Source organism: Candidatus Hydrogenedentota bacterium (assembly GCA_016791475.1).
Classification (GTDB): Bacteria; Hydrogenedentota; Hydrogenedentia; order Hydrogenedentales; family JAEUWI01; genus JAEUWI01.
In genome coordinates, this window is sequence record JAEUWI010000006.1 from 62,673 (window position 1) to 84,360 (window position 21,688).

The following is a 21,688-nucleotide window of genomic DNA, read 5'->3' on the forward strand; positions in this document are numbered from 1 at the left end:
AGAACTTTGTCCAAACATTTGTGACCATCTATCTCTCGTCCTCAATATTGCGCCACGTATCGATTACCACGGGTATGCCAGGGGTAATCACCGTTCCCGACCAGCCAAATGGATTCGGGGCGCGCTGGGCGTAGGAACATTCCAGCCAAAAGTTGTACTCTCCAGCGAAGACCCATCCGACGTCCCGTGGAAATTCAGTCTCGAATTCCAATGCATTGTCGCCCGAAACCGCCCAACGTAGTTTTCGGGCCTGTTCGACGCCCGCCAAGGATGAGGCATCGTCGGATACGAATCCGACACTCCATTTCATGAAGTAGTCCCGCCAGGGCTTTAGGTCGGCTATTCCGCTACCTTCATTCGCCGACAGTTCGACCCTGAACCGGTAAGTCGTGACTTCAAACCCCTTTTCGTCTGGTGCGTTCATTTTAGAGGACACCGCGGTCAGGGTGGCAGACACTGGAGCGGGGCCTTTGTCGAACTTCGCGCGAGTCTGTCTTAGATAAGTCAGCGTAGCGCTCAAAGACATTAGTTCGCTTAACGGATTCTTGGCCTTCCATTGCGACTTTGGGGTACCAAATACATACGCCTTTGGCACGTCCCAATAGGCCTCTGAAAACCAGACCAGTACTTCCTGCGCGCCATCCTTATCCAGATCGGTGACTTGAAATCGCTCGAATGCATAGATCTCTTTGAACTCATCTTTGAAAAGAACGGCGTCGCCTTGCACGAGACGCAGCTCACAACGCTCGGGAAAGAACACGTCGGTGCCCATCGTCGTCTCGACGACAAGACTGTCTTGAACGCCGTCGCTGCTGAAATCGCCGTCGACTTTTTGTACAGAAACAGTACCCGGTTTCATCACCTCGCTGGATTTGTCTGCTTCCGTGTCGTCCTCAGAATCGTTCGGGCCATGCGCGCTGCCGATGAAAGCCTGAACGATGGCCCACTTCCCCTCTCTGGGCTCGAAGATTTTCACAAGATAGAGGTCCCAGCTCGCGTGGGACGAGTAAGGCTGTTCGATCTCATCTTCATGTATCAGCTCCAGATCACCATCGCCGTCCCAATCCTCCATGTGCAAGGACGCTCTGGAGCCCGTTGCGGGAAGCTCCCCTATCCGTCGAAATTCACCAGCACCGGCCTGTGCGACCAGCAAAGCCACCAATGTTAAAACCAGCATCCACTTTGTCCGCATCTATTCCGCCTCCTCTTTCGGCCCGGCATTCTCGATCTTCACTTCTATGCGCGGCGTGATCAAGGTGCCGAACCACCCGAAAGGATTCGGCGCCCGCTCCACGCAGGGGCACTCCATCCAGAGTTCATACTCGCCGGGGCGAATCGAATCCCGGTCCCGTGGAAACTCTGTCTCGAACTCCAGTGCGTTGTCGCCCGAAGGTGACATTCTCATCTCCCGGACCTGCTCCACGTCAGGCTCTTCAATGGCTTGAACGTATCCGATACCCCATTTCATGAAGTAATCCCGCCAGAGGGCCGGATTGGTTACGCCGCCGCCGGCAATCGCTGAAAACTCTATACGGAATCGATAAGTTGGTTCGTCAGTGAATCTACCCTTGAGCTGCTGACTGATCGCGGGTTGGGAACGGTGCAAACGCTCCGCCGCCGCGCGGAAGCTCCGGGTTTCGATGATGGCGCAAAGGCACCGCATGGATTCCAGGGTCATGGACCCTCCAATTGTTCAGGCCACGGATGAGACGGATTTTTTTGCCGCGAAAGGACGCAAAGAGCACAAAGAAAGGGTGCTTTTCGGCTCCAGATCTTTTGAACCGCAAATTATCGCAAATTTACGCAAATAGCTTGAACGCCTATGAGTCCAATGGAAGCTGATATTCTAATTTGCGTCCATTTGCGAAAATTTGCGGTTCAATTCTCTTCAGAAGCACTTTGCGGTCATCTATCCGTGAAGTCCATTTCATCCGTGGCAAGAAACTCGCCTCCACCTTCATAATTTTGTCTTATCACTTCCATCATATCATTTCATTGGACTTATATCACCTCCCCGGCGTATCCTATCCCCCGTTCACGGTCGCGCCTTCCTCCAATCCCAGCGCGCCGCCCAACCAAACCGAGGATCTTTCCCATGACCGAACCCACTCCCGGGTTGAGCTACCGCGACGCGGGTGTCGACATCGACGCCGCGAATGTTGCCATGAAGACCATCAAGGGCCTCGTGCAGCGCACGTTTAACGACAGCGTGCTGCAGGACATCGGCAGCTTCGGCGCGATGTACAGCCTGGACCTGAAGGGCATCGAGGAGCCGGTGCTGGTTTCCAGCGTGGACGGCGTTGGCACGAAGTTGAAGCTGGCCTTCATGTCGGGCAAGCACGACACGGTGGGTATCGACATCGTGTCCCATTGCGTGAACGACATCCTGGTGCAGGGTGCGCGGCCCATGTTTTTCCTGGACTATCTGGCCGTGGGCAAGATGATCCCCGAGGTGGTGGTGGATGTGGTGAAGGGCTTGACGAACGGCTGCCGCTATGCCGGCTGCGCCCTCATCGGCGGCGAGACGGCGGAAATGCCGGACATGTATCAGGAAGGTGAATACGACCTCGCCGGTACCATCGTGGGCATTGTGGACCGCAAGAAGATCGTGGACGGTTCGAAGATCAACGAGGGCGACGTCATCATCGGCATCCCCTCCTCCGGCCTGCACACGAACGGCTACAGCCTCGCGCGGAAGATCGTGTTTGAGGTGGCGGGCCTGGAAATTCACCAGCCCATCCCCGGTCTGGGGAAGACCGTGGCCGAGGCGCTGATGGAGCCCCACTTGAGCTATGCAAAACTGATGCAGATCGTGATGAAGGTGGTGGACGTGAAGGGCATGGCCCACATCACGGGCGGCGGCATCACGGACAACTTCCCCCGCATCCTCCCCGCCGGTCGCGCGGGCGAAATTGACCTCCAGAGCTGGAAGGTTCCCCCGCTCTTCACCTATCTGCAGCAGACCGGCAACGTGGCCGACTCGGAAATGCTCCGCACCTTCAACATGGGCCTGGGCTTCCTCTTCGTGGTGCCGCGCGGCCAGGCGGACAAGGCCATGGAAACCGTGAGCCTCACGGGCACCGAGGCCTATCGCGTGGGCGAGATCATCGCGGGCGAGCCGCAGGTGCACTACAAGGGCACGCTGAACCATGGCTAATCGCATTGAAGTGGCCATGCAGCCGGGCCGTCCCGATCCCGCGGGCGGGGCCGTGCGCAACAACCTGCGCGAAGATTTACACATCGAAGCGGGCGACGTTCGCGTCATTCAGGTCTACACGATTCACGCCGAACTCACTTCCGCGGAACTGGAAAAGGTCCGCGCGGAGCTCTTCACCGATCCCATCATTGAAGTTTCCGCCATCGACCGATCGCTAGCGGCCGACTTCGACTTTGTCGTCGAGGTGGGCTTTCGCCCCGGCGTCACGGACAACGTGGGCAAGAGCGCGCTGGAAGGCATCCAGGACACGATAGGCCGCCACCTGCCCGAAGGGTCGGCGGTCTTCAAATCGAAGCAGTATGTCTTCAAGGGCATTTCGAAGGAGCACTGCCTCCGCGCCACGAAGCGCGTGCTGGCGAACGACCTCATCGAGCGCTGGGTGATGAAGTCCCCGGCGGAGATGGCCGCGCTGAACAACGCGCCCCTGCTCGACTTGCCCCTCGTGACCGATCTGAGCGACCCCGAAGTCCACGAGATCGATTTGGAAATCAGCGACGACGCGTTGATGACCTTAAGCCGCAACATGATGCTCGCGCTCGAACTCCGCGAGATGCAGGCCATCCAGGCCTACTACCGCGACGAGAAGACGCGCACCGCCCGCGCCAACGCGGGCCTGCCCGAGCGCCCCACCGACATCGAGCTGGAAATCATCGCACAGACCTGGTCGGAGCACTGCAAGCACAAGATTTTCGCGGCGGACGTGGATTACACCGACGCCACCGGCGAGACGCGCCGCATCAACGGCCTTTTCCGCAACTATGTGAAGGCCACCACGGATATCGTGGGTGAAAAAGTGGACTGGCTCATCAGCGTCTTCCACGACAACGCGGGCATCATCAAATTCACCGACGACTACCATTTCGCGCTGAAGGCCGAGACGCACAACAGCCCCTCCGCGCTGGATCCCTACGGCGGCGCGATGACCGGCATCGTGGGCGTGAACCGGGATATCCTCGGCGCGGGCCAGGGCTGCCGCTGCATCCTGAACACGGATGTGTTCTGCTTCGCCTCGCCCGACTTCGACGGCGAAATCCCCGAGCGCCTGCTCCATCCCCGTCGCGTGCTCCGCGGCGTGCATCGCGGCGTGAAAGACGGCGGCAACGAAAGCGGTATCCCCACGGTCAACGGCGCCATCGTGTTTCACGAGCGCTTCCTCGGCAAGCCGCTGGTCTTCTGCGGCACGGGCGGACTCATCCCCGTGACCGTAAACGGCCAGCCGAGCGAGGAAAAGGGCGCGCGTCCCGGTGACCGCATCATCATGGCGGGCGGCCGCATTGGCAAGGATGGCATCCACGGCGCGACCTTCTCCTCCGAAGAGTTGCACGAAGGATCCCCCGCCACGGCGGTGCAGATCGGCGACCCCATCACCCAGAAGAAACTCGCGGATTTCCTGATGGAAGCGCGGGATCTGGGTCTCTACACTTGCGTAACCGACAACGGCGCGGGGGGACTCTCCTCCAGCATCGGCGAGATGGCCGGCAAGCCCGGCGGCGCTGCGGTGCACCTTGACAAGTGTCCGCTGAAGTATGCCGGCCTGGCCCCCTGGGAAATTTTCCTCTCCGAGGCCCAGGAGCGCATGACCCTTTCGGTGGAGCCGGGCAAAGTGCAGGCCTTCCTCGATCTGGCGAAGCGCCGCGAAGTGGAAGCCACGGACATCGGCGAATTCAACGACTCCGGCAAGCTCGAAGCCTTCTACGGCGGCAAGCTTATCGGTTCGCTCACGATGGAATTCCTCCACGACGGCGTGCCGAAGATGTGCCTGCCCGCGAAGCTGGAAGACATCACACTGAGCGCGCCTGTCATCGAGCGCAAAGCCGATCTCACGGTCGATCTCAAGGCGGTGCTTGCCGCCCACAATGTGGCAAGCAAAGAAAGCTTCGTGCGTATGTACGATCACGAAGTGCAGGGCGCCAGCGTACTGAAGCCTTTCCAGGGCGCGGAAAACGACGGCCCCGGCAACGCGGCGGTGCTGAGTCCCGATCCCAATTCGCCCAAGGGCATCGCGGTGGCCTGCGGCATCACGCCGAAGTACGCCGACCTCGACGCCTACCACATGATGGCCTGCGCCATTGACGAAGCGGTGCGCAATCTCGTGGCCATTGGCGCGAAGATGGGTACCATCGCGGGCCTGGACAACTTCTGCTGGCCCGACCCGGTGCAGAGCGAAAAGACGCCCGACGGTGCCCACAAGATGGCCCAGCTCGTGCGCTGCTGCGAAGCGCTGAAAGAGGTTTGTGTCGCTTATGACATTCCCCTCATCAGCGGCAAGGACAGCATGAAGAACGACTACAAAATCGGCGATACGAAGATCTCCATTCCGCCGACGGTGCTCTTTACCGCCGCCGCCATTCTCGACGACGCCACCCGCGTGACCTCCATGGATGTGAAGCGTCCCGGCGATGTGGTCTATGTCCTCGGCGAAACCCGCGATGAACTCGGCGGCAGCGAATTCCTCGCGCTTTCGGGCCAGTTGGGCGACAAGGTGCCCGTGGTCGATCCGGTTCGTGCCCGTGCGCGCTATGAAGCACTGCATCAGGCGATTGACTCTGGACTTGTGGCCTCGTGCCACGATTGCTCCGATGGCGGCCTCGGCGCGGCCCTGGCGGAGTCGGCCTTCGCCGGTGGCTTCGGCATGGATCTCGACCTGGCACCACTGGGACTCGACGATCCGATTGTGGCCCTTTTCAGCGAGAGCCAGAGCCGTTTTGTGGCGACGGTGTCGCCAAAGAACGTCGCGGCTTTCGAAGCCTTGATGAAGTCCACCGGCTGCTACCGAGTTGGCGCGGTGACCGAGTCCCAACGCCTTGTCATCAAGGGTGCCATCGATGCGCCTCTGGCCGAGTTGAAAGAAGCCTGGCAGGTGCCGCTCAGATATTGATCATCCAACCATGGGTCGTATGGGTCCAATGGGTCGTATAGGTCTTATGAAGTTCGTCATCGGCAGTTCATAGGACCCATAGGACCCATAAGACCCATAAGACCCATAAGACCCATAAGACCCACGGAGTAGCCGCGATGCAACCCAGCGCACTTATCCTAACCGGTTTCGGCATCAACTGCGATCACGAAACCGCGCGCGCCTTTGAAATGGCGGGCGCGAAGGCGGACCGCGTCCACCTGAACGATCTCGCCGAAGACCCCGCGCGATTGAAGCAATACCAAATCCTCGCCATCCCCGGCGGCTTCTCCTTTGGCGACGACGTGGCTTCGGGCCGCATCCTGGCGAACCGACTGCGCTATCGACTGGGCGGGCCACTGAAGGAGTTCGTGGCGGCGGGCAAGCTGGCCATCGGCATTTGCAATGGTTTCCAGGTCATGGTGAAGATGGGCCTGCTCCCGCTCTTTGAGGGCGACTTCGCCCAGGAAGTGACCCTGACCCACAACAACTCCAGCCGCTACGACAATCGCTGGGTGAATCTGAAGGTCGATCCCGCCTCGAAGTGCGTGTGGCTGAAGGGTATCGACACCCTCGAAGTCCCCGTGCGCCACGGCGAAGGCAAGTTTATTCCGCGCGACGACGCCACGCTCCAGCGCCTGCGCGACGCGGGCCAGGTGGTGGTGCGCTACGCCCTGAAAGACGGATCCCCCGCCGCAGGCGCTTTCCCGGCGAACCCCAACGGCTCCACGGACGACATCGCGGGCATCTGCGATCCGACCGGACGTATATTTGGCCTTATGCCTCACCCCGAGGCCTTCCTGGATCGCACGAACCACCCCCGCTGGACCCGCGAGGCCCTTCCCCAGGAAGGCGCGGGTTTGAAGCTCTTCCAGAACGCCGTCGCATTCGCGTCGCGGGAACTACTTCAGTCCGCCTGACCCAAGAAGGAATCCGATCATGTCCGAACCAAGAGAATCATCCCTGCTTCGTATGGACAATGTCGGTATTATCGTGGAAAACCTCGACGCGGCAATCGCCTTCTTTGTCGAGCTGGGCCTGGAGCTGGAGGGCAAGGCGACGGTGGAGGGCGAATGGGTGGACCGCCTTATCGCACTGGAGGGCGCGCAGTGTGACATGGCCATGCTGCGGACGCCCGATGGGAACAGCCGTATTGAGCTGAGCAGCTTTCGGAAGCCAAAGGCCATCGGCGGGGAACCCAACGCGCCGGTAAACACGCTCGGCCTGCGCCGCCTCATGTTCGCCGTCACGGACATAGACGACGTCGTTGAGCGCCTCCGGAAGCACGGCGCCGAATTGATGGGCGAGGTGGTGCAATACGAGGATTTCTACCGCCTCTGCTATCTGCGCGGCCCCGAGGGCATCATGATCGCATTGGCGCAACCGCTGCGCGATTGAGTCGACCCGCCGCCCGGCCGGAGACCAATGGCCCGAAGCGCCCCATTGCCCCCTGCGGGCCCGCGGAAATACGCTATATGCAATAGGGTGCGCTCTCCCGTATAATAGACGTATAGAAGGAGGCGTGTCGGTAGGCACCGCCTTGGGAAAGCCTGTGACGTTAGCACCTTGCGAATATATCGACACCCAGGCGGGCTGGGACCGCTGCGTTGCATTGTTTCATCAGGAGCCCGCGGTCGCCATTGACCTGGAGGCCAACAGCCTCTTCGCCTATCGGGAGCAGGTCTGCCTGCTCCAGTTCTCCACCGCATCGGCGGATTTCATCGTGGATCCCCTGGCGGGTATCGATCTGACCGCCTTCGGCGATCTCCTCGCCGATCCCAATGTGGAGAAGGTATTTCACGCATCCGAATATGATCTGATGCTACTCAAACGCGACCACGAGTGGGGCATCCGCAACCTCTTCGATACCATGTGGGCCGCCCGGATCCTGGGTTTCAAGAACATGGGACTCGCCTGGTTCCTCCGCGAATTCTACGGCGTGGAAGTCAGCAAGAAATACCAGAAGGCCAACTGGGCCGCCCGACCCCTCTCCCCCGATCTGCTGGCCTATGCCCAGACCGACACCCACTATCTCCTGCGCCTGCGCGACGATCTGTCGGCCCTGCTGGAAGAGGCCGGGTGCATGGAAGAGGCCCGGGAGATCTTCGCCCATCAGGCCGAGGTGCGCCTGCCCGACCAGGGCTTTGATCCGGAGGGCTTCTGGGCCCTGCGCGGCGCACGCGATCTTTCACAGGAACAGATGGCCGTCTTGAAGGCCCTGTATTTTTTCCGGGACGACGAGGCGAAGCGCCGCAACCAGCCCGCCTTCAAAGTGATCAACAACGAAGCGCTGGTCAGCATGGCGAAAGAATGCCCCAAAACGGACCAGGCCCTCGCCGCCATTCGGGGGATCGGTCCGCGCAATCTGGAGCGCTACGGGGCCCAGTTGCTCCGCGTCATACGCAATGCCAGGAAGGACCCGCCCCCCCAGCGTCCCGCACGCAAGCCCCGCCAGGACCCGCGCGTCCTGGATCGCTACGAACGCCTTTCCCAATGGCGCAAAGAGCGTGCCGTGGCGCGGGGTGTGGAATCTGACGTGATTATCTCGCGTGAGACCATGTGGAGCATCGCGCGAGACAACCCCAACTCCCTGGACGCGCTGTCCCGAATCAACGGCATTGGCCCCCAGCGCCTGAATCTGCATGGCGAAGATATCCTCGGTGAACTCACGGAGGGGGACGTCTCCCCCGCACCCGAAGGGGCCTGAGCACCCCGGGGCAATTCCCATCCGCATCACCGATATGGTATATTTTTGCGATTGCGGGGCGCGCCCGAACCGGGCCGAAACCCCAGACCCGTAGAGGACCACCACCATCCATTCAGCGCTCCAACATACTGAAGCACAACGGCTTCCCGATGGCCTCGGCAACCGTCTTGCTCAGGTCGCGGGCGTGGAATCCGTGCTGGCTGCGGTTCGCTACCTGCTGGTCATGCTCTACGGTGTACTGAGCTACAAGGAAGTCGCACCCTTCGGCCCCATTCCCTTCGGCCTGCTGTGCGCCTCCTTTCTCGCCCACAACGCCTTTGTGCACTTTGTTCACTTCCGCGGCCGAAAGACCCAGTATCTCGGCCATACCAACCTGATGATACATGTGGCCCAGGCGACCCTGCTCGTCACCCTGACCGGCGCCGAGAAGAGCCCCTTCTGTATCCTCTATTTCTTTCTGCTCCTGGCCCAGGTGCTTTACGCCCCCCACTTCCGCCGGACCTATGCCGTGATGATTCTCTGCGCCGCGGCCTTTACGCTTGCGGTGTTCGTCCGCTGGACGGTGTGGGGACACGCCCCCGCGCTGCTGCCCCTGTGCGTCACCTACTTCGGACTCTTCATGTGCTACGAGCTCATCCGCTCCCTGGCGAACCTGCTCTATACCATCGAGCTTGGCCTCCAGATACGCGCCCAGGAACTCGCCTCCTCCAAGGCAACCCTGCGCACCATACTCGATTCCGCCGACGGCCCCATCGTCGTCTACGACGACAACGAGTTCATCTCCGAGGCCAACGAAAGCGCCTGCGCCTTTCTTCAATGCCCCCGCGAGTCCCTTCTCGGCACCCGCTTCCGCCAGTTCTTCTTCGACGACGGCACCCTGCCCGGCAAGCTGGCCACGTTAAAGGCCCGGGGCGAGTATCAGGGCGAAGTGATCGCCGTATTGCCCGAAGGCGACGAACTCAATGTGACCATCTCGGTACGCTCCTACATGCGCGAGGGCCGTCGCTTTTTCGTGGCCCTGCTCCACGATATCACCGAGCAGAAACACCTCCAGGAGGCGACCCGCAACGCAAACATCCAGCTCGCCAAGATCAACTGGGAATTGCAGCAGGTGGACACCCTGCGCAACGAGTTCTTCAGCACGATATCCCAGCGGCTCCGATCGCCCCTCTCCGCGATCCTGGGGTATACCGATTTGCTGCTCAACGAGGAGCTCGGCGAACTGAACGCGCCCCAGCGAAAAGCCCTGCAAACCTGCCGCCGCAGCGTCTCCCGCGTTTTTAGCCTGGTGGATGAAGCCTTCGAGGTGCAGACACCTAAGCAATTGACAAATCAGTTGACAGTAGATCCGCCGCAGGCGGAACAGTTGACAGCGAGAACGGACACTGCAACAAACGACGTCGCTGAATGATCGGACCGATCGGAGTTTTCCATAATCAGAACAGGACATTACTGTCATCTGTCAACTATCAACTGTCAACTGAATTGCATCGCTCCCGAGCAGCGTGAGACAATACAGGCCCTCGGATTCATTTCTCGCGAATCCGCCAGATAGACCTCATTTACCCACAAAAGGGAGCCCATGCCATGTCTCTGCCTGAAGGAAAGGCCCTCGTTGCCCAGGGTGGCGGACCTACCGCCGTTATCAACCAAAGCGTCGTCGGCGCCGTGCTTGAAGCCCGGAAATCGCCCCGCGTAACCCACGTCTACGGCGCGCTCCACGGCGTGAACGGCATCGTCAACGAGAACTTCATCGACCTGACCGAAGCCACCACCGCCAATCTCGAAGCCGTGGGCAACACCCCCTCTTCCGGCCTGCTGTCCACACGCGACAAACCCGACGCGGCCTATTGCCAGCGTATCTTTGAGACCTGCAAGCTCCACAACATCCGCTGGTTCATGTACTGCGGCGGCAACGACAGCGCGGATACCTGCCGCATCGTCAGCGAAGAGTCCCAGAAGGCGGGCTACGACATGCAGGTCATCCACGTCCCCAAGACGATTGACAACGACCTCCTCGTCACCGATCACTGTCCCGGCTACGGCTCGGCCGGTCGCTATGTGGCCCAGGCCTTCGCCGGCGCCAACCTCGACAACCGCGCGCTGCCCGGCGTTTACCTTGGCGTCGTCATGGGCCGCCATGCGGGCTTCCTCACGGCGGCCGCCTGCATGGCCCAGAAGTACAGTGATGACGGCCCCCACCTCATCTATCTCCCCGAGCGTCCCCTGAGCAAGAAGCAGTTCGTGGACGACATCAAGAAAGTCTACGAGAAGTACGGCCGCTGTATTGTGGCCGTTTCCGAGGGCGTCGTCGATGCCAAGGGCAAGGCCATCGCCGAGCAGTTCACCGGCGGCGAGAAAGACGCCCACGGCAACGTCCAGCTTTCCGGCACGGGCGCGCTCGGTGACTTGCTCAGCTCCTGGGTGAAAGAGGGCACGGGCATTTCCCGCGTGCGCGCGGATACGCTCGGCTACATCCAGCGCAGCTTCGTGGGCTGCGTCAGCGAGAGCGATGCGCGCGAGGCCCGCGAAGTCGGCGAAAAGGCCGCCCAGTACGCGATCTGGCACAACCAGAGCGGCTCCGTGGCCATGCGCCGCGTCGGTAATTACGCCATCGAGTATTTCCTCACGCCGCTGAGCACGGTGGCCCGCAAGAGCCGTGAGATGCCGGCGAATTACATCAACAAGGCCGGGAACCACGTGACCGACGCTTTCCGCGCCTATGTCGCCCCGCTGGTCGGCGACCTGCCCAACTTTGAGCACTTTGATGCGCCGAAGGTGGCCAAAATCGCCGGCAAAGGCAAGAAGAAATAGAGAAAATAGTCTGGAGTCTGGAGGGACGAGTCTGGAGAAAGGAGACCGGTGTTTCGGTTCTTATCTCCAGACTCCCGACTCCGGACTCCAGACTTCCAAGGAGTTCCATCCATGTCCAGCGAAGAAAACGTCACCGGAGGTAAGCGCGTATTCCGCGCAACCTTCGCCTACCTGGTGTTCATTGCCGTTTTCATCCTCGGCTGTCTCCTGATCATCCGCTGGGCCTATGGGGAAGAGATCGCCTCCACCACCGCCGGGCCCTCCCTGCTTCCCAATGCCCATTCCCACAATGACTACCTCCGGGAGCGCCCCTTGCTTGATGCGCTCGAACGGGGCTTCTGTTCGGTGGAAGCCGACATATTTCTGGTTGACGGCCAGTTGCTTGTCGCCCATGATCGCGACAAGTGCACGCCCGAGCGCACCCTGGATGCACTCTATTTGAAGCCCCTCTGGGAGCGTTTCCAGGCCCACGGCGCGGTCTATCCTCAGGCCGCCCCATTCACCCTCCTGATCGACATCAAGGCCGACGGCGAGGCCGCCTATGCCGCCCTGGACCGGCAACTGACCGTATACGACGCCATGCTGACCCATTTCACCGATACCGCGACGGAACACGGCGCCGTGACGGTGGTGATTTCCGGTGACCGGGCCATCGACACGATCCTGAAATCGAGTCCCCGGCGCGCGGGAATCGACGGGCGTCTATCGGACTTGGAGGGTCCCCTGAACCCCCACCAGATGCCCCTGATCAGCGACAACTGGCTGAAGCATTTCAAGTGGATGGGCCAGGGCGCCATGCCGGAAGCCCAGACGGAGAAACTGGCGACCATGGTGAAGAAGGCCCACGACGGCGGCGCGCGCCTTCGCTTTTGGGCCACCCCGCAGCACGAAGGGATCTGGCGCGCCCTTCACGCGGCGGGGGTCGACTTGTTGAACGCGGATGACCTGGCGAAGCTGCAAGCCGTGCTGGTCGGCGGCGCCTAGCAGCCCGTCGCAAAAGTCGCACGAAGGCGAGAACGAGGATTCTTGCCCGAAGTCAAGGCGTGAAGCCGCCGGAAATACGAGTATTTTCAAGGTTTCGCAACGCAGAATTCGGGTAAGAAGACCGTTCGCAGCCCGCGTTCGAGTTTTGCAACGGGCTGCTAGCCCGGAAATTTCACGGCCCCATGAAATAGTTGGGCCGCTCAGGGTGTTAAATAGTTAAGGAACAACAACTTAACAACCCCTTGAGGAGCGGCCCAGTGAATACAGAGTGTACACCGATTCAGATGGAATTCCAAGGTCTTGGAAAGCGCAAGGTGGTGGCTTCCTTCGATGGCGGTCACCTTTCTTCTGATGGCGGTGTGCTTCTGCTTCGGGAGCTGGATTCCCGCTTGAACATCATCGACCGCCTCGCGGCCTGTTTCACGGATCATCGGGACGCCGAACTCGTTGAGCACACACTCCCGACACTGCTCAGGCAGCGGGTCTTCGGTCTCGCACTGGGCTATGAAGACTTGAATGATCACGACCGTCTTCGGCTTGACCCCTTGATTGCCCTGGCGTCGGGTCGGGAGGACCTTGAAGGTAAGGAACGCCTGCACGAAGCCGATCACGGCAAGCCGCTGGCCTCTCCCAGTACACTCAATCGTCTCGAGCTTACACCGGAAGACGCGAATGCGAGTTCGCGCTACAAGAAGCTTGTGTATCACCCGGAGCGTATCGAGGCGCTGATGGTGGAATTCTTCCTGGAATCCTTCAAGACACCGCCGGACGAGCTCATTCTGGACTTCGATGCGACGGACGACCCGCTTCACGGCAATCAGGAAGGCCGGTTCTTCCATGGTTACTATGGGCACTACTGCTACCTTCCGCTCTACGTGACCTGCGGCGACGAGCTGCTGGTGGCCAAGTTGCGCCGCTCCAACATCGACGCCTGCGACGGGACCGTGCCGGAACTGGAACGACTGGTGACGGCCATTCGCGCGAAGTTTCCCCGCACGCGCATCATCATGCGCGGCGATTCGGGCTTCTGCCGCGAGGAAATCATGGCATGGTGCGAGATGAACAACGTCTACTATCTGCTGGGACTGGCCAAAAACGCGCGGCTCATCAGATTCCTGGAGCCGGCCTTGTTCAAAGCCGCTTTGCGCCACCGCCTGACCGGCGTGGCCTGCCGTGAGTACGTCTGCTTCGACTATCAGACCCTGAATTCCTGGAATCGTGCCCGACGCGTTGTTGGCAAGGCCGAACAGTTGTCCGGCAAAACCAATCCCCGCTTCATCGTCACCAACCTGCCCGAAGACTATGCAACGCCCGACGCCCTCTACGAGAAGCACTACTGTGCCCGTGGCGATATGGAGAACCGGATTAAGGAACAACAGCTCGACCTGTTCGCCGACCGCACCAGCACCCACACCATGCGGGCCAATCAACTGCGCCTGTGGTTCTCCAGCATGGCCTACATCCTCATGAACCGAATGCGCGCCACCACGCTGGCCGCGACGGAAATGGCCAGCGCGACTTGCGGAACCATTCGTCTCAAGCTATTCAAAATAGCCGTAAGTCTCAAGGTGAGCGTGCGACGCATCGTCCTTCAGATGCCCGACGCCTGCCCCTTCCAGGAGATCTTCGTCAAGGCGTGGGAAGCCCTTCAGGCACGGCCTCGCGCGGCATAGCCACCCGCCAGCGCCACCCCCAGGGGCCAAGGTCGACAAAATCGACCGGCCGGCGCGATAAGAACCTGTGGGGGTAGGGGGAGGTGTGTCAATACGCCGATACAAAGCGACCGAGAGGCCACCCGCCGCCCAAAAATCCGCATCAAAATCAAAAAAACGACCTACAAGCGCGATGGCTCCCCGGGTGGTGAAATATCCGGGTTAGAGGATAACATACCCGGCCTTCCCGGTCCCCAACCCGGCGTGAAAATGGAAACGCGCCGGAGAACAGATGTTCTCCGGCGCGCTGGAAACTACGAGAAGCCGGTGCTCAAGGGGTGCGGGCGACGCGGAAGCCGTAACCATAGGAGGTCGCCTGGGGGAGACTGTTGCCCAGACGCCCCGCCGTGCGGGACATGTCGCTGAACGTGTCCCAGGAACCACCCCGCTGCGACTTATATGTACCCGTAGCCGGCCCCGCCGGGTTCGAGAGGGGGCTTTCCGCGTAGTAGGTTTCGCTGAACCAGTCTTCGCACCACTCCCAAACGTTGCCGGACATGTCATAACAACCCACGGGGCTTACGCTGTTTTCGGTCTGAACGCCCGTGTGCGGACTGACATTCACTCCGTCGTACCACGCCACGGGCGACGTCTGGGGATAGTCCGACAGGCCGAGGGGGTTGGAGTCGTTGCTGTTATCCCAGTAGTTCGCCTGGTTCGTTGCCAGCGTATCGCTTGAATTGCCAAAGCGCCAGTGCTGTGTGCCGTCCCACGCGGCGGCCCGCTCCCATTCGGCCTCGGTGGGCAGGCGATAGCCATTGCGCACGGGCGAAAACCGGGTCCAGGTCGTGAAGTCATAGGCGGGATTGAGCTGGTCGATCTCACTGCGCCAATTGCAGAAGGCCACGGCGCCGTACCACGAAACGTGGGTCATCGGATTGACCTCCATGGGGAACAGGACACCGCCGGTACCTGCGCGGCTCTGAACGGTGAAGACGCCATCTTCGAATACCAGCGGAGATGACAGGGAGGATGCATAGGTGTCGGCAATCAGCTTGCCGTGGGCGTAGATGGTGCCGCCGGTATAGGGGCCGCCCACGCTGTTTTCGAGCTCACCGAGCTGGTAGGCCCAGTTCAGGACGTAGGCATACTGCCCGCAGGTAATCTCGTAAATGCCAATTTCATAGGTATCGAGGTTCACGTTGTGCAGGGGCAGCTCAGAAAGCGAACCCGTGCCCGAGTACGGCCGACCCATTACGAAGCCGCCAGCCGGTACTCCGGCCGACGAGAGCAATTCGATCTCACCTTCACCTTCACCCTCACCCTCACCCTCACCCTCACCTTCGCCTTCGCCTTCGCCTTCGCCCTCACCTTCGCCTTCACCCGCACCTTCGGGACCGAGCGAAACGATGAAATTCACGTCGGAGAACGTTTCTGCAAAGGAACCCGCTTCGGGCGACTGCGAAATGACAAAACCCTCAGCGACGGTGTCGCTGAACTCGAAACTTATCTCACCCACGAAAAAGACCGACTGATCAATCACTGTTTCGGCTTCGGTCTGGGACAACCCGACGATATCGGGAACTTCTACGCTTGAGGGACATCCTGTAAGTCCCGCCATAAAGACAACAGCTACCAGAATGCTACAACATAATCGGGGCAGGAACATGGGGGGCCTTTCGAATTCTAAGGGTAGACGCGCGGCAACGTGAAGCTTTCCGCACGGCAGAGTATGCCGGGAAGGAAAGGAATATGCAAGAACAGTGCGGCAAATCGCCGGAATTCATGGGTGCGGGCACCGTCCCGAGCTATGCTAAACTCGGCGGACCATCAACCTTGGAGTTTGCTCATGTACGGCCTGCCCAACGTCGCTATACTTATCGCACTGGCTTTCTCGGCCGCGGGTGAAGGACCAGGCGCGCCCCGGCGACTTCGATGCGAGTACGCCGTCAATCCCCTCGCCATAGACGTTGAAGCGCCGCGACTCTCCTGGGAGGTAACAGATTCCCGACGTGGCGCGTGCCAATTCGCGTATGAGGTCCAGGCTGCCCGCCACGAGGACGATCTTCAGGCGGAAGTCAACCTGTTGTGGAGCACCGGCAAGGTGGACTCCGATCAGTCCATCCATGTGCCCTACGGGGGGGCCGAACCCGGCGCGGGAAAGCGGGTCTACTGGCGCGTGCGCACGTGGGACAACGCGGGCGTGGCGTCGCCCTGGTCTGAGGTGGCTTTCTGGCAGCGGGGGCTTAAGCCAGACGATCGGAAGGCCCAGTGGATCACGCTGGACGAGCGCCGCGAAGGCACCCAGCCGGTCTTCGGCGACTGGATCTGGCACCCGGTGCTGACGGATGACGAGGATACCCGTTATTTTCGCAAGATTGTCGAGCTGCCGGAAGACGCGGTGGTGCAATCGGCCCAGCTCTGGGGCGCGGCAAACAACGAGTTCTACTGCCACGTGAACGGCGAATATGCGGGAGGGTGCGACGAATGGAAGGCGGTGGAGGCGAAAGAATTCGGCGCGCTGCTGAAGCCCGGCAAAAACATTTTTGCGATTCGCGGTGTGCACGATCGGCTTGCGGCGGGCTTCACCTTCGGCGCGCGTATCGAACTGGCGGATGGCCAGGCGATCGAAGTGCGCTCCGACACGGAATGGAGATGTCACGACGACAAGCCCGAGGGCTGGCAGTCGGCCGAATTTGACGATACCGCTTGGGTCCCCGCGAAGTTCATGGGCCGCTATGGCGAGACGCCCTATGAAGCGGCGGGCGAGCGCCTGCCGAGCCGCTCCATCGCCCTGCGCAAGGATTTCGCCGCGCGGGGCGATGTCGTCCGCGCCAATGTTTTCGCCAGCGGCCTGGGCGTCTACCAGCTTTTCCTGAACGGCCAGCGGGTGGGAAAAGACGAACTCGCACCCGGTTGGACGCACTTCAAGAAGCGCGTGCAGTACCAGGCCTATGACGTGACCGATCTTCTCCGCGAGGGCGACAACGCAATCGGCATGCTCCTGGGCAACGGCTGGTGGGGCGGCTGCATGGCGGGCGCGTGGAAGGACGGTAACCACCGCGGTATCGCGCAACTCGAGATCACCTATGCCAACGGCGAGAAGGAAATCGTCGTTTCCGACGAAAGCTGGCGCGGCACGGAGTCGCCCATCGTCTCCGACAGCATCTACAATGGCGAGGTGCACGATGCGCGGCTGGAAATGCCGGGGTGGAACGCGCCCGGCTTCGATGCAAGCGCCTGGCGTGGTGTTGCGCCGGCGGAACAATCCACCGACGTACTCACGGCCCACGTGGGGCCGCCGATTCAGGTGACGGAAGAAATTAAGCCGGTTTCAGTCACCGAATTGAAGCCCGGCGTGTTCATCTTCGACTTCGGCCAGAACGCGGCGGGCCGCGCGCGGCTGACGGTGCGCGGCGAAGCGGGCACGGCGGTGCAAATCCGCCACGCCGAAGTGCTCAATCCCGATGCCACACTCCACACGGAAATCCTGCGCGGCGCGAAGTGTACCGATACCTACATTCTCAAGGGCGGCGAAGAGGAGGTGTGGGAGCCCGCCTTTACCTATCGCGGCTTCCGCTATGCGGAGGTAACGGGCTACCCCGGCACACCCACCAAAGACGCGCTGACGTTTCGCGTGATGCATGCGAACACGCCCCGGATCGGCGAGTTCACCTGCTCCGAAGATATCATCAACCGTGTGCAGAAGAATACTGTCTGGGGCGCGCGCTCGAATTTCTACAGCGTGCCCACGGATTGTCCCCAGCGCGACGAACGCCTCGGCTGGACGGGAGACATGCAGCTCTTTCTGCCTGCGGCCGCGATGAACTTCGACATCGCGGGCTACATGACCAAGTGGATGGCCGACATCGTGGATTCGCGCAATGAAGACGGATCGATCCCCGACGTAATACCGGCCCTCAGCGCCGCGCCCGGCGCGCCGGGCTGGTCCGACGTCGTGGTGACGCTCCCGTGGAGCATGCTGCGCTATTACGGCGACATGCACATAGTCGAAGAGAGCAAAGAGGCGATGGAAGGGCACCTCGCGTTCATGCGCGCCATGGCGAAGGACGGGCTCTTCTCGCGCGGGCGCTACGGCGACTGGGTCGCGTTGGAAGACACCCCCCGCGATTCGCTGGCGGGCGCCTATCAATACCTGTCCACAACGCGCCTTTCCGAGATGTCAAGTACAGTAGGTGAGGAAACAATTGCATCCACGCTGGACAAGGAAGCCGCCCAAATCGCGGATCGCTACAACACCCGCTACTTCGATGTCGCCGAAAAGCGCTATCAGACAGGCTCCCAGACGGCCCAGGTGATTCCGCTGGCCTTTGGGATCGCCCAGGGCGATCATCGCGCCACCGCGATCGCGGCCCTCACCGTCAATCTGCACGCGCGAAACAACCACCTCGCCACCGGTTTCATCGGCTCGGCCTATCTCATGCCCGCGCTGAGCGACAGCGGCCTCGGCGATCTGGCCGGGGTTCTGGCGAACAACCGCACCTTTCCCTCCTGGGGCTACATGGCCGAATCCGGCGCGACCACCATCTGGGAGCGATGGAACAGCGACACGGAAGAAGCCACCAAGTCGGGAATGAACTCCTTCAACCATTTCACCTTCGGCAGCGTGAGCCAGTGGTACTTCGAGTATCTGCTGGGGATTCGCCCTCTGGCGCCGGGTTTCAAAGCGATCGAGATCAAACCCCATGTCGAGGCGGCGACCTGGGCCAGGGGCAGCTACCACGCCATGTATGGCCCCATCCGCTGCGAATGGAACCGGGAGAACGGGTTTACCATGACGGTGGAGATCCCGGCGAATACGAGCGCGGTGATCGTGCCGCCGGTGAAATGCGATGCTGACAATTGGGAAGGCGTAAGCGAGTTGGAGGATGGTCGCTCGGCCTTCAAGGTGGGCGCGGGCCGATATACTTTCGTGGCGCGGAAGTGACAGACTCGAAGAGCGGTGCGCCAAAGATTGCGTTATTATAAGTGTGGGCCTGATAAAGGGATGTAGATCAAAAATTTCATAAGGAGTAGCGTCCTGACCATTGAAGAGCTCGAAAAGGAAGTTCTCTCACTTGAAGAGGACGAGCGCGCCAGGCTGGGAGAGATGCTCATCGCCCGTGTAAGAAGCGAGCCCGATTCTGAAATTGTTCAGCTTTGGGCCATCGAGGCCCAACGACGGCTGGACGAGTTCGAACAAGGGCTAACCGATGGCATGCCCGAAGAAGAAGTTTTCCGGCAAGTGCGCGAATCACTTCGGTGACCAGGATCAAGTTTCAGGCTCGTGCGACTGAAGAAAATAGGGTGGCGGGTGGCGGTCAGATTCTTACGAATCGAAGGCGGGGGGGCGGTTTTCTCCAGCGGCCCAATGTGTGTGCTATCACATACCTGAGAGTTAAAGGGGCGCTTTTCATTCAATGGAGGTCCACTGATGATCCGGGAAGAAATAAGATCGGAAGATGCTCTGCGAGCGCTGCGTGAATCACGCTCGTGAAGCCAGTCCGGCTGCACCGAAAAGCGCACGCTGAATCAAAGCACATCGCCGCTCATTGCAGTGGACTCAAGCCGGGATTGGGCCTTCGATTCGTAGATGATGTGGATCGTACGCTTATGTTCTTGAGATCCAACCCCGAAGCGTTTCCGAAAGTTTTTCGAAATGCTCGGCGTACTACGCCGCGGAAGTTACCATACAATCTTGTCTACCTCGTTAAAGAGACACACGTTCTCGTATTGGCCGTCGCGCATCATCGCCAGCGGACGAATCTTGACCAAACCGGCTGAGGTAGTTTTTTCGTTGCGCGCCTCCGGGACCCATAGAACTGAAGTCCCCCGGCCACCCCTCAGGAGATGATGCGCACCTCTTCCTCCAGCACCACCCCGTGAGTCTCCGCCACCTTACCCTTCGCCAGCGCGATCAGATCCAGCACATCCTGAAAGCGCGCGTGGTTCTCGTTCATGATGAAATTCGCATGCATCGGGCTGATGACCGCCCCGCCCTGGCGCGTACCCTTCAGGCCGCAGGCCTCGATCAAGGCCCCCGCATGGCCCCCCTCGGGATTTTTGAACACGCTCCCGCAGCAATAGCCTTGGGGCTGCTTCTCCAGCCGGCGCTGCTTGTAGTGGGCGTAAATCGCCCGCTGATCCGCCTCCGCCGGGGTAAACGCAAAGGTCCCGCCGAGGATCACATCCCCCGGCGCGCAAAAGGTCTGGCCGCGATAGCCATACAGCTCCGGCGACATGGGCACCGTCACCAGCCCCGACGGCTTCATCACCTCCACCGACGCCATCCACTGGCACGTGCTCCCCTTCACCGTGCCCGCGTTCATATAGATCGCGCCCCCCACCGAGCCCGGAATCCCCGTGAACCCGCCCACGCCATCGTAATTGTGGACCAGCATCACGTTCTGCACCAGATCATCCAGATCGCGGCCCGAGCCTACATAATACTTGTGCTCCCCCACCTGCTCCATCCGGCGCAACTCCGTCGTAAACAACACGATGCCATCAAAGCCCGCGTCGTTAATCAACACGTTCGAGCCGCCGCCCAGGATCAGCTTCTTCCCCGGCTGCGACTGCATCCAGCGAAAAGCCAGTTCCACCTCGTGTTCATCGCGAGGCAACAACGCAACCCGCGCCGGCCCCCCGATGTTATACAGGGTGCAAGGCGCAAGGGGATAATCAAGACGAGCAAAATCAAAGGGTGGGGTTTTCATGGCAAGTAGCATACCGCATATGGGGTGCTAGTTCCCAGTGGAACGCAAATTCCCGACCAAACCTCACCACCACGACAATCAAGAAGATCGCGCAAGCTGGGAGCGCTGGCATCCCTGCCGGCATCATGCACCAAAGGTGCATGCGAACAAAAGGTCGCCTGCGCGTCGTCCAAACACTTGACCCCATTCCCTATTCTGCGTTCCGCATTTGTAATCCATAATTCACTATTCATAATTCACATTGCACCTCCGGTGCATGCCGGCAGGGATGCCAGCGCTCCCAAGTTCCCCAACCCCTTCGCAGCACCAGGACAACGCCGCTGGAAAAAGGGCCAGATCTGGTGCATACTAAAATCATGACACCCTCAAACAAACATCTCGGATCTTCCTTCGACGATTTCCTCGCCGAAGAAAATCTCCTCGCGGAATGCGAGACCCAGGCCCTCAAAGAGATCATCGCGATCCAGATTCGTCAATCCATGGAGACCGAAGGACTTTCCAAGACCCCCATGGCCCGCCGCATGAACACCAGCCGTCCCGCCCTGGAGCGACTTCTCGATCCCGGTAATACCTCCGTGACCCTGCACACCCTCCAACGCGCCGCTCAAGCCATAGGAAAACGCCTCCGCCTCGAACGCATTGGACCCAATTGAAATCTCGCCCAACACTTGAGCGCCCCGCCCGACACAACACCCGCCAAGT

At 60.5% G+C, this 21,688-nt stretch carries 17 protein-coding genes; 13 read left to right on the top strand and 4 right to left on the bottom strand.

Translation table 11 applies throughout. The annotated features are described in order from the left end of the window. Positions 1–28: 28 nt before the first annotated feature. On the bottom strand, positions 29–1,192 hold the full coding sequence (locus tag JNK74_04705; protein MBL7645473.1) for a hypothetical protein: 1,164 nt from the start codon (positions 1,190–1,192) through the stop codon (positions 29–31). Next, complete coding sequence (locus tag JNK74_04710) at positions 1,193–1,678, bottom strand: LysR family transcriptional regulator (GenBank protein ID MBL7645474.1); 486 nt, start codon at positions 1,676–1,678, stop codon at positions 1,193–1,195. A 417-nt stretch (positions 1,679–2,095) separates the two neighbouring features. Between JNK74_04710 and JNK74_04715 the strand changes: the two genes are divergently transcribed. The 9 genes from JNK74_04715 (at position 2,096) to JNK74_04755 (ending at position 14,291) form a co-directional block, all read left to right on the top strand. Continuing rightward, complete coding sequence (locus tag JNK74_04715) at positions 2,096–3,157, top strand: phosphoribosylformylglycinamidine cyclo-ligase (GenBank protein MBL7645475.1); 1,062 nt, start codon at positions 2,096–2,098, stop codon at positions 3,155–3,157. Continuing rightward, positions 3,150–6,095, top strand: coding sequence for a phosphoribosylformylglycinamidine synthase (locus tag JNK74_04720; protein MBL7645476.1), 2,946 nt, complete (start codon positions 3,150–3,152; stop codon positions 6,093–6,095). The genes JNK74_04715 and JNK74_04720 overlap by 8 nt, the downstream gene beginning before the upstream one ends. Positions 6,096–6,232: 137 nt before the next feature. After that, positions 6,233–7,033 (top strand): phosphoribosylformylglycinamidine synthase subunit PurQ, encoded by an 801-nt coding sequence (locus tag JNK74_04725; GenBank protein MBL7645477.1) that lies wholly within the window; start codon positions 6,233–6,235, stop codon positions 7,031–7,033. Between the two features lie 52 nt (positions 7,034–7,085). After that, a complete protein-coding gene (locus JNK74_04730; GenBank protein MBL7645478.1) occupies positions 7,086–7,511 on the top strand; it encodes a VOC family protein in 426 nt (141 codons plus the stop codon). 154 nt (positions 7,512–7,665) lie between these two features. Next, positions 7,666–8,820: an HRDC domain-containing protein gene (locus tag JNK74_04735; protein MBL7645479.1), complete on the top strand. Its 1,155-nt coding sequence runs from the start codon at positions 7,666–7,668 to the stop codon at positions 8,818–8,820. A 193-nt stretch (positions 8,821–9,013) separates the two neighbouring features. Continuing rightward, the gene (locus tag JNK74_04740; protein MBL7645480.1) at positions 9,014–10,231 is read left to right on the top strand and encodes a PAS domain S-box protein; all 1,218 of its coding nucleotides are present in this window, start codon (positions 9,014–9,016) and stop codon (positions 10,229–10,231) included. A 176-nt stretch (positions 10,232–10,407) separates the two neighbouring features. Beyond that, positions 10,408–11,634, top strand: coding sequence for a 6-phosphofructokinase (locus JNK74_04745; protein MBL7645481.1), 1,227 nt, complete (start codon positions 10,408–10,410; stop codon positions 11,632–11,634). Between the two features lie 192 nt (positions 11,635–11,826). Beyond that, the gene (locus JNK74_04750) at positions 11,827–12,618 is read left to right on the top strand and encodes a phosphatidylinositol-specific phospholipase C/glycerophosphodiester phosphodiesterase family protein (GenBank protein MBL7645482.1); all 792 of its coding nucleotides are present in this window, start codon (positions 11,827–11,829) and stop codon (positions 12,616–12,618) included. A gap of 284 nt (positions 12,619–12,902) precedes the next feature. Further along, complete coding sequence (locus tag JNK74_04755; GenBank protein MBL7645483.1) at positions 12,903–14,291, top strand: IS1380 family transposase; 1,389 nt, start codon at positions 12,903–12,905, stop codon at positions 14,289–14,291. A 310-nt stretch (positions 14,292–14,601) separates the two neighbouring features. Here the strand turns inward: JNK74_04755 and JNK74_04760 are convergent, their stop codons facing one another. Continuing rightward, positions 14,602–15,837 carry an SUMF1/EgtB/PvdO family nonheme iron enzyme gene (locus JNK74_04760; GenBank protein MBL7645484.1) on the bottom strand — a complete coding sequence of 412 codons (1,236 nt, stop codon included), beginning with the start codon at positions 15,835–15,837 and terminating at the stop codon, positions 14,602–14,604. 282 nt (positions 15,838–16,119) lie between these two features. Between JNK74_04760 and JNK74_04765 the strand changes: the two genes are divergently transcribed. From JNK74_04765 to JNK74_04775, 3 genes are all read left to right on the top strand, one after another. Further along, complete coding sequence (locus tag JNK74_04765) at positions 16,120–19,218, top strand: family 78 glycoside hydrolase catalytic domain (GenBank protein ID MBL7645485.1); 3,099 nt, start codon at positions 16,120–16,122, stop codon at positions 19,216–19,218. 162 nt (positions 19,219–19,380) lie between these two features. Continuing rightward, positions 19,381–19,536 (top strand): addiction module protein, encoded by a 156-nt coding sequence (locus JNK74_04770; protein ID MBL7645486.1) that lies wholly within the window; start codon positions 19,381–19,383, stop codon positions 19,534–19,536. A gap of 227 nt (positions 19,537–19,763) precedes the next feature. Then, complete coding sequence (locus tag JNK74_04775; protein ID MBL7645487.1) at positions 19,764–20,054, top strand: type II toxin-antitoxin system RelE/ParE family toxin; 291 nt, start codon at positions 19,764–19,766, stop codon at positions 20,052–20,054. 59 nt (positions 20,055–20,113) lie between these two features. Here the strand turns inward: JNK74_04775 and murB are convergent, their stop codons facing one another. Then, on the bottom strand, positions 20,114–20,986 hold the full coding sequence (gene murB, locus JNK74_04780) for a UDP-N-acetylmuramate dehydrogenase (GenBank protein ID MBL7645488.1): 873 nt from the start codon (positions 20,984–20,986) through the stop codon (positions 20,114–20,116). A 356-nt stretch (positions 20,987–21,342) separates the two neighbouring features. Here murB and JNK74_04785 point away from each other — a divergent pair, with 356 nt between their 5' ends. Further along, positions 21,343–21,639, top strand: coding sequence for an XRE family transcriptional regulator (locus JNK74_04785; GenBank protein MBL7645489.1), 297 nt, complete (start codon positions 21,343–21,345; stop codon positions 21,637–21,639). Positions 21,640–21,688: the final 49 nt, after the last annotated feature.

Coding starts and splice junctions, on each gene's coding strand:
- murB (MBL7645488.1), bottom strand. CDS start 20,986: ATGAAAACCCCACCCTTTGATTTTGCTCGTCTTGATTATCCCCTTGCG.
- JNK74_04710 (MBL7645474.1), bottom strand. CDS start 1,678: ATGACCCTGGAATCCATGCGGTGCCTTTGCGCCATCATCGAAACCCGG.
- JNK74_04720 (MBL7645476.1), top strand. CDS start 3,150: ATGGCTAATCGCATTGAAGTGGCCATGCAGCCGGGCCGTCCCGATCCC.
- JNK74_04705 (MBL7645473.1), bottom strand. CDS start 1,192: ATGCGGACAAAGTGGATGCTGGTTTTAACATTGGTGGCTTTGCTGGTC.
- JNK74_04785 (MBL7645489.1), top strand. CDS start 21,343: ATGACACCCTCAAACAAACATCTCGGATCTTCCTTCGACGATTTCCTC.
- JNK74_04765 (MBL7645485.1), top strand. CDS start 16,120: ATGTACGGCCTGCCCAACGTCGCTATACTTATCGCACTGGCTTTCTCG.
- JNK74_04725 (MBL7645477.1), top strand. CDS start 6,233: ATGCAACCCAGCGCACTTATCCTAACCGGTTTCGGCATCAACTGCGAT.
- JNK74_04745 (MBL7645481.1), top strand. CDS start 10,408: ATGTCTCTGCCTGAAGGAAAGGCCCTCGTTGCCCAGGGTGGCGGACCT.
- JNK74_04770 (MBL7645486.1), top strand. CDS start 19,381: ATGCTCATCGCCCGTGTAAGAAGCGAGCCCGATTCTGAAATTGTTCAG.
- JNK74_04755 (MBL7645483.1), top strand. CDS start 12,903: ATGGAATTCCAAGGTCTTGGAAAGCGCAAGGTGGTGGCTTCCTTCGAT.
- JNK74_04730 (MBL7645478.1), top strand. CDS start 7,086: ATGGACAATGTCGGTATTATCGTGGAAAACCTCGACGCGGCAATCGCC.
- JNK74_04715 (MBL7645475.1), top strand. CDS start 2,096: ATGACCGAACCCACTCCCGGGTTGAGCTACCGCGACGCGGGTGTCGAC.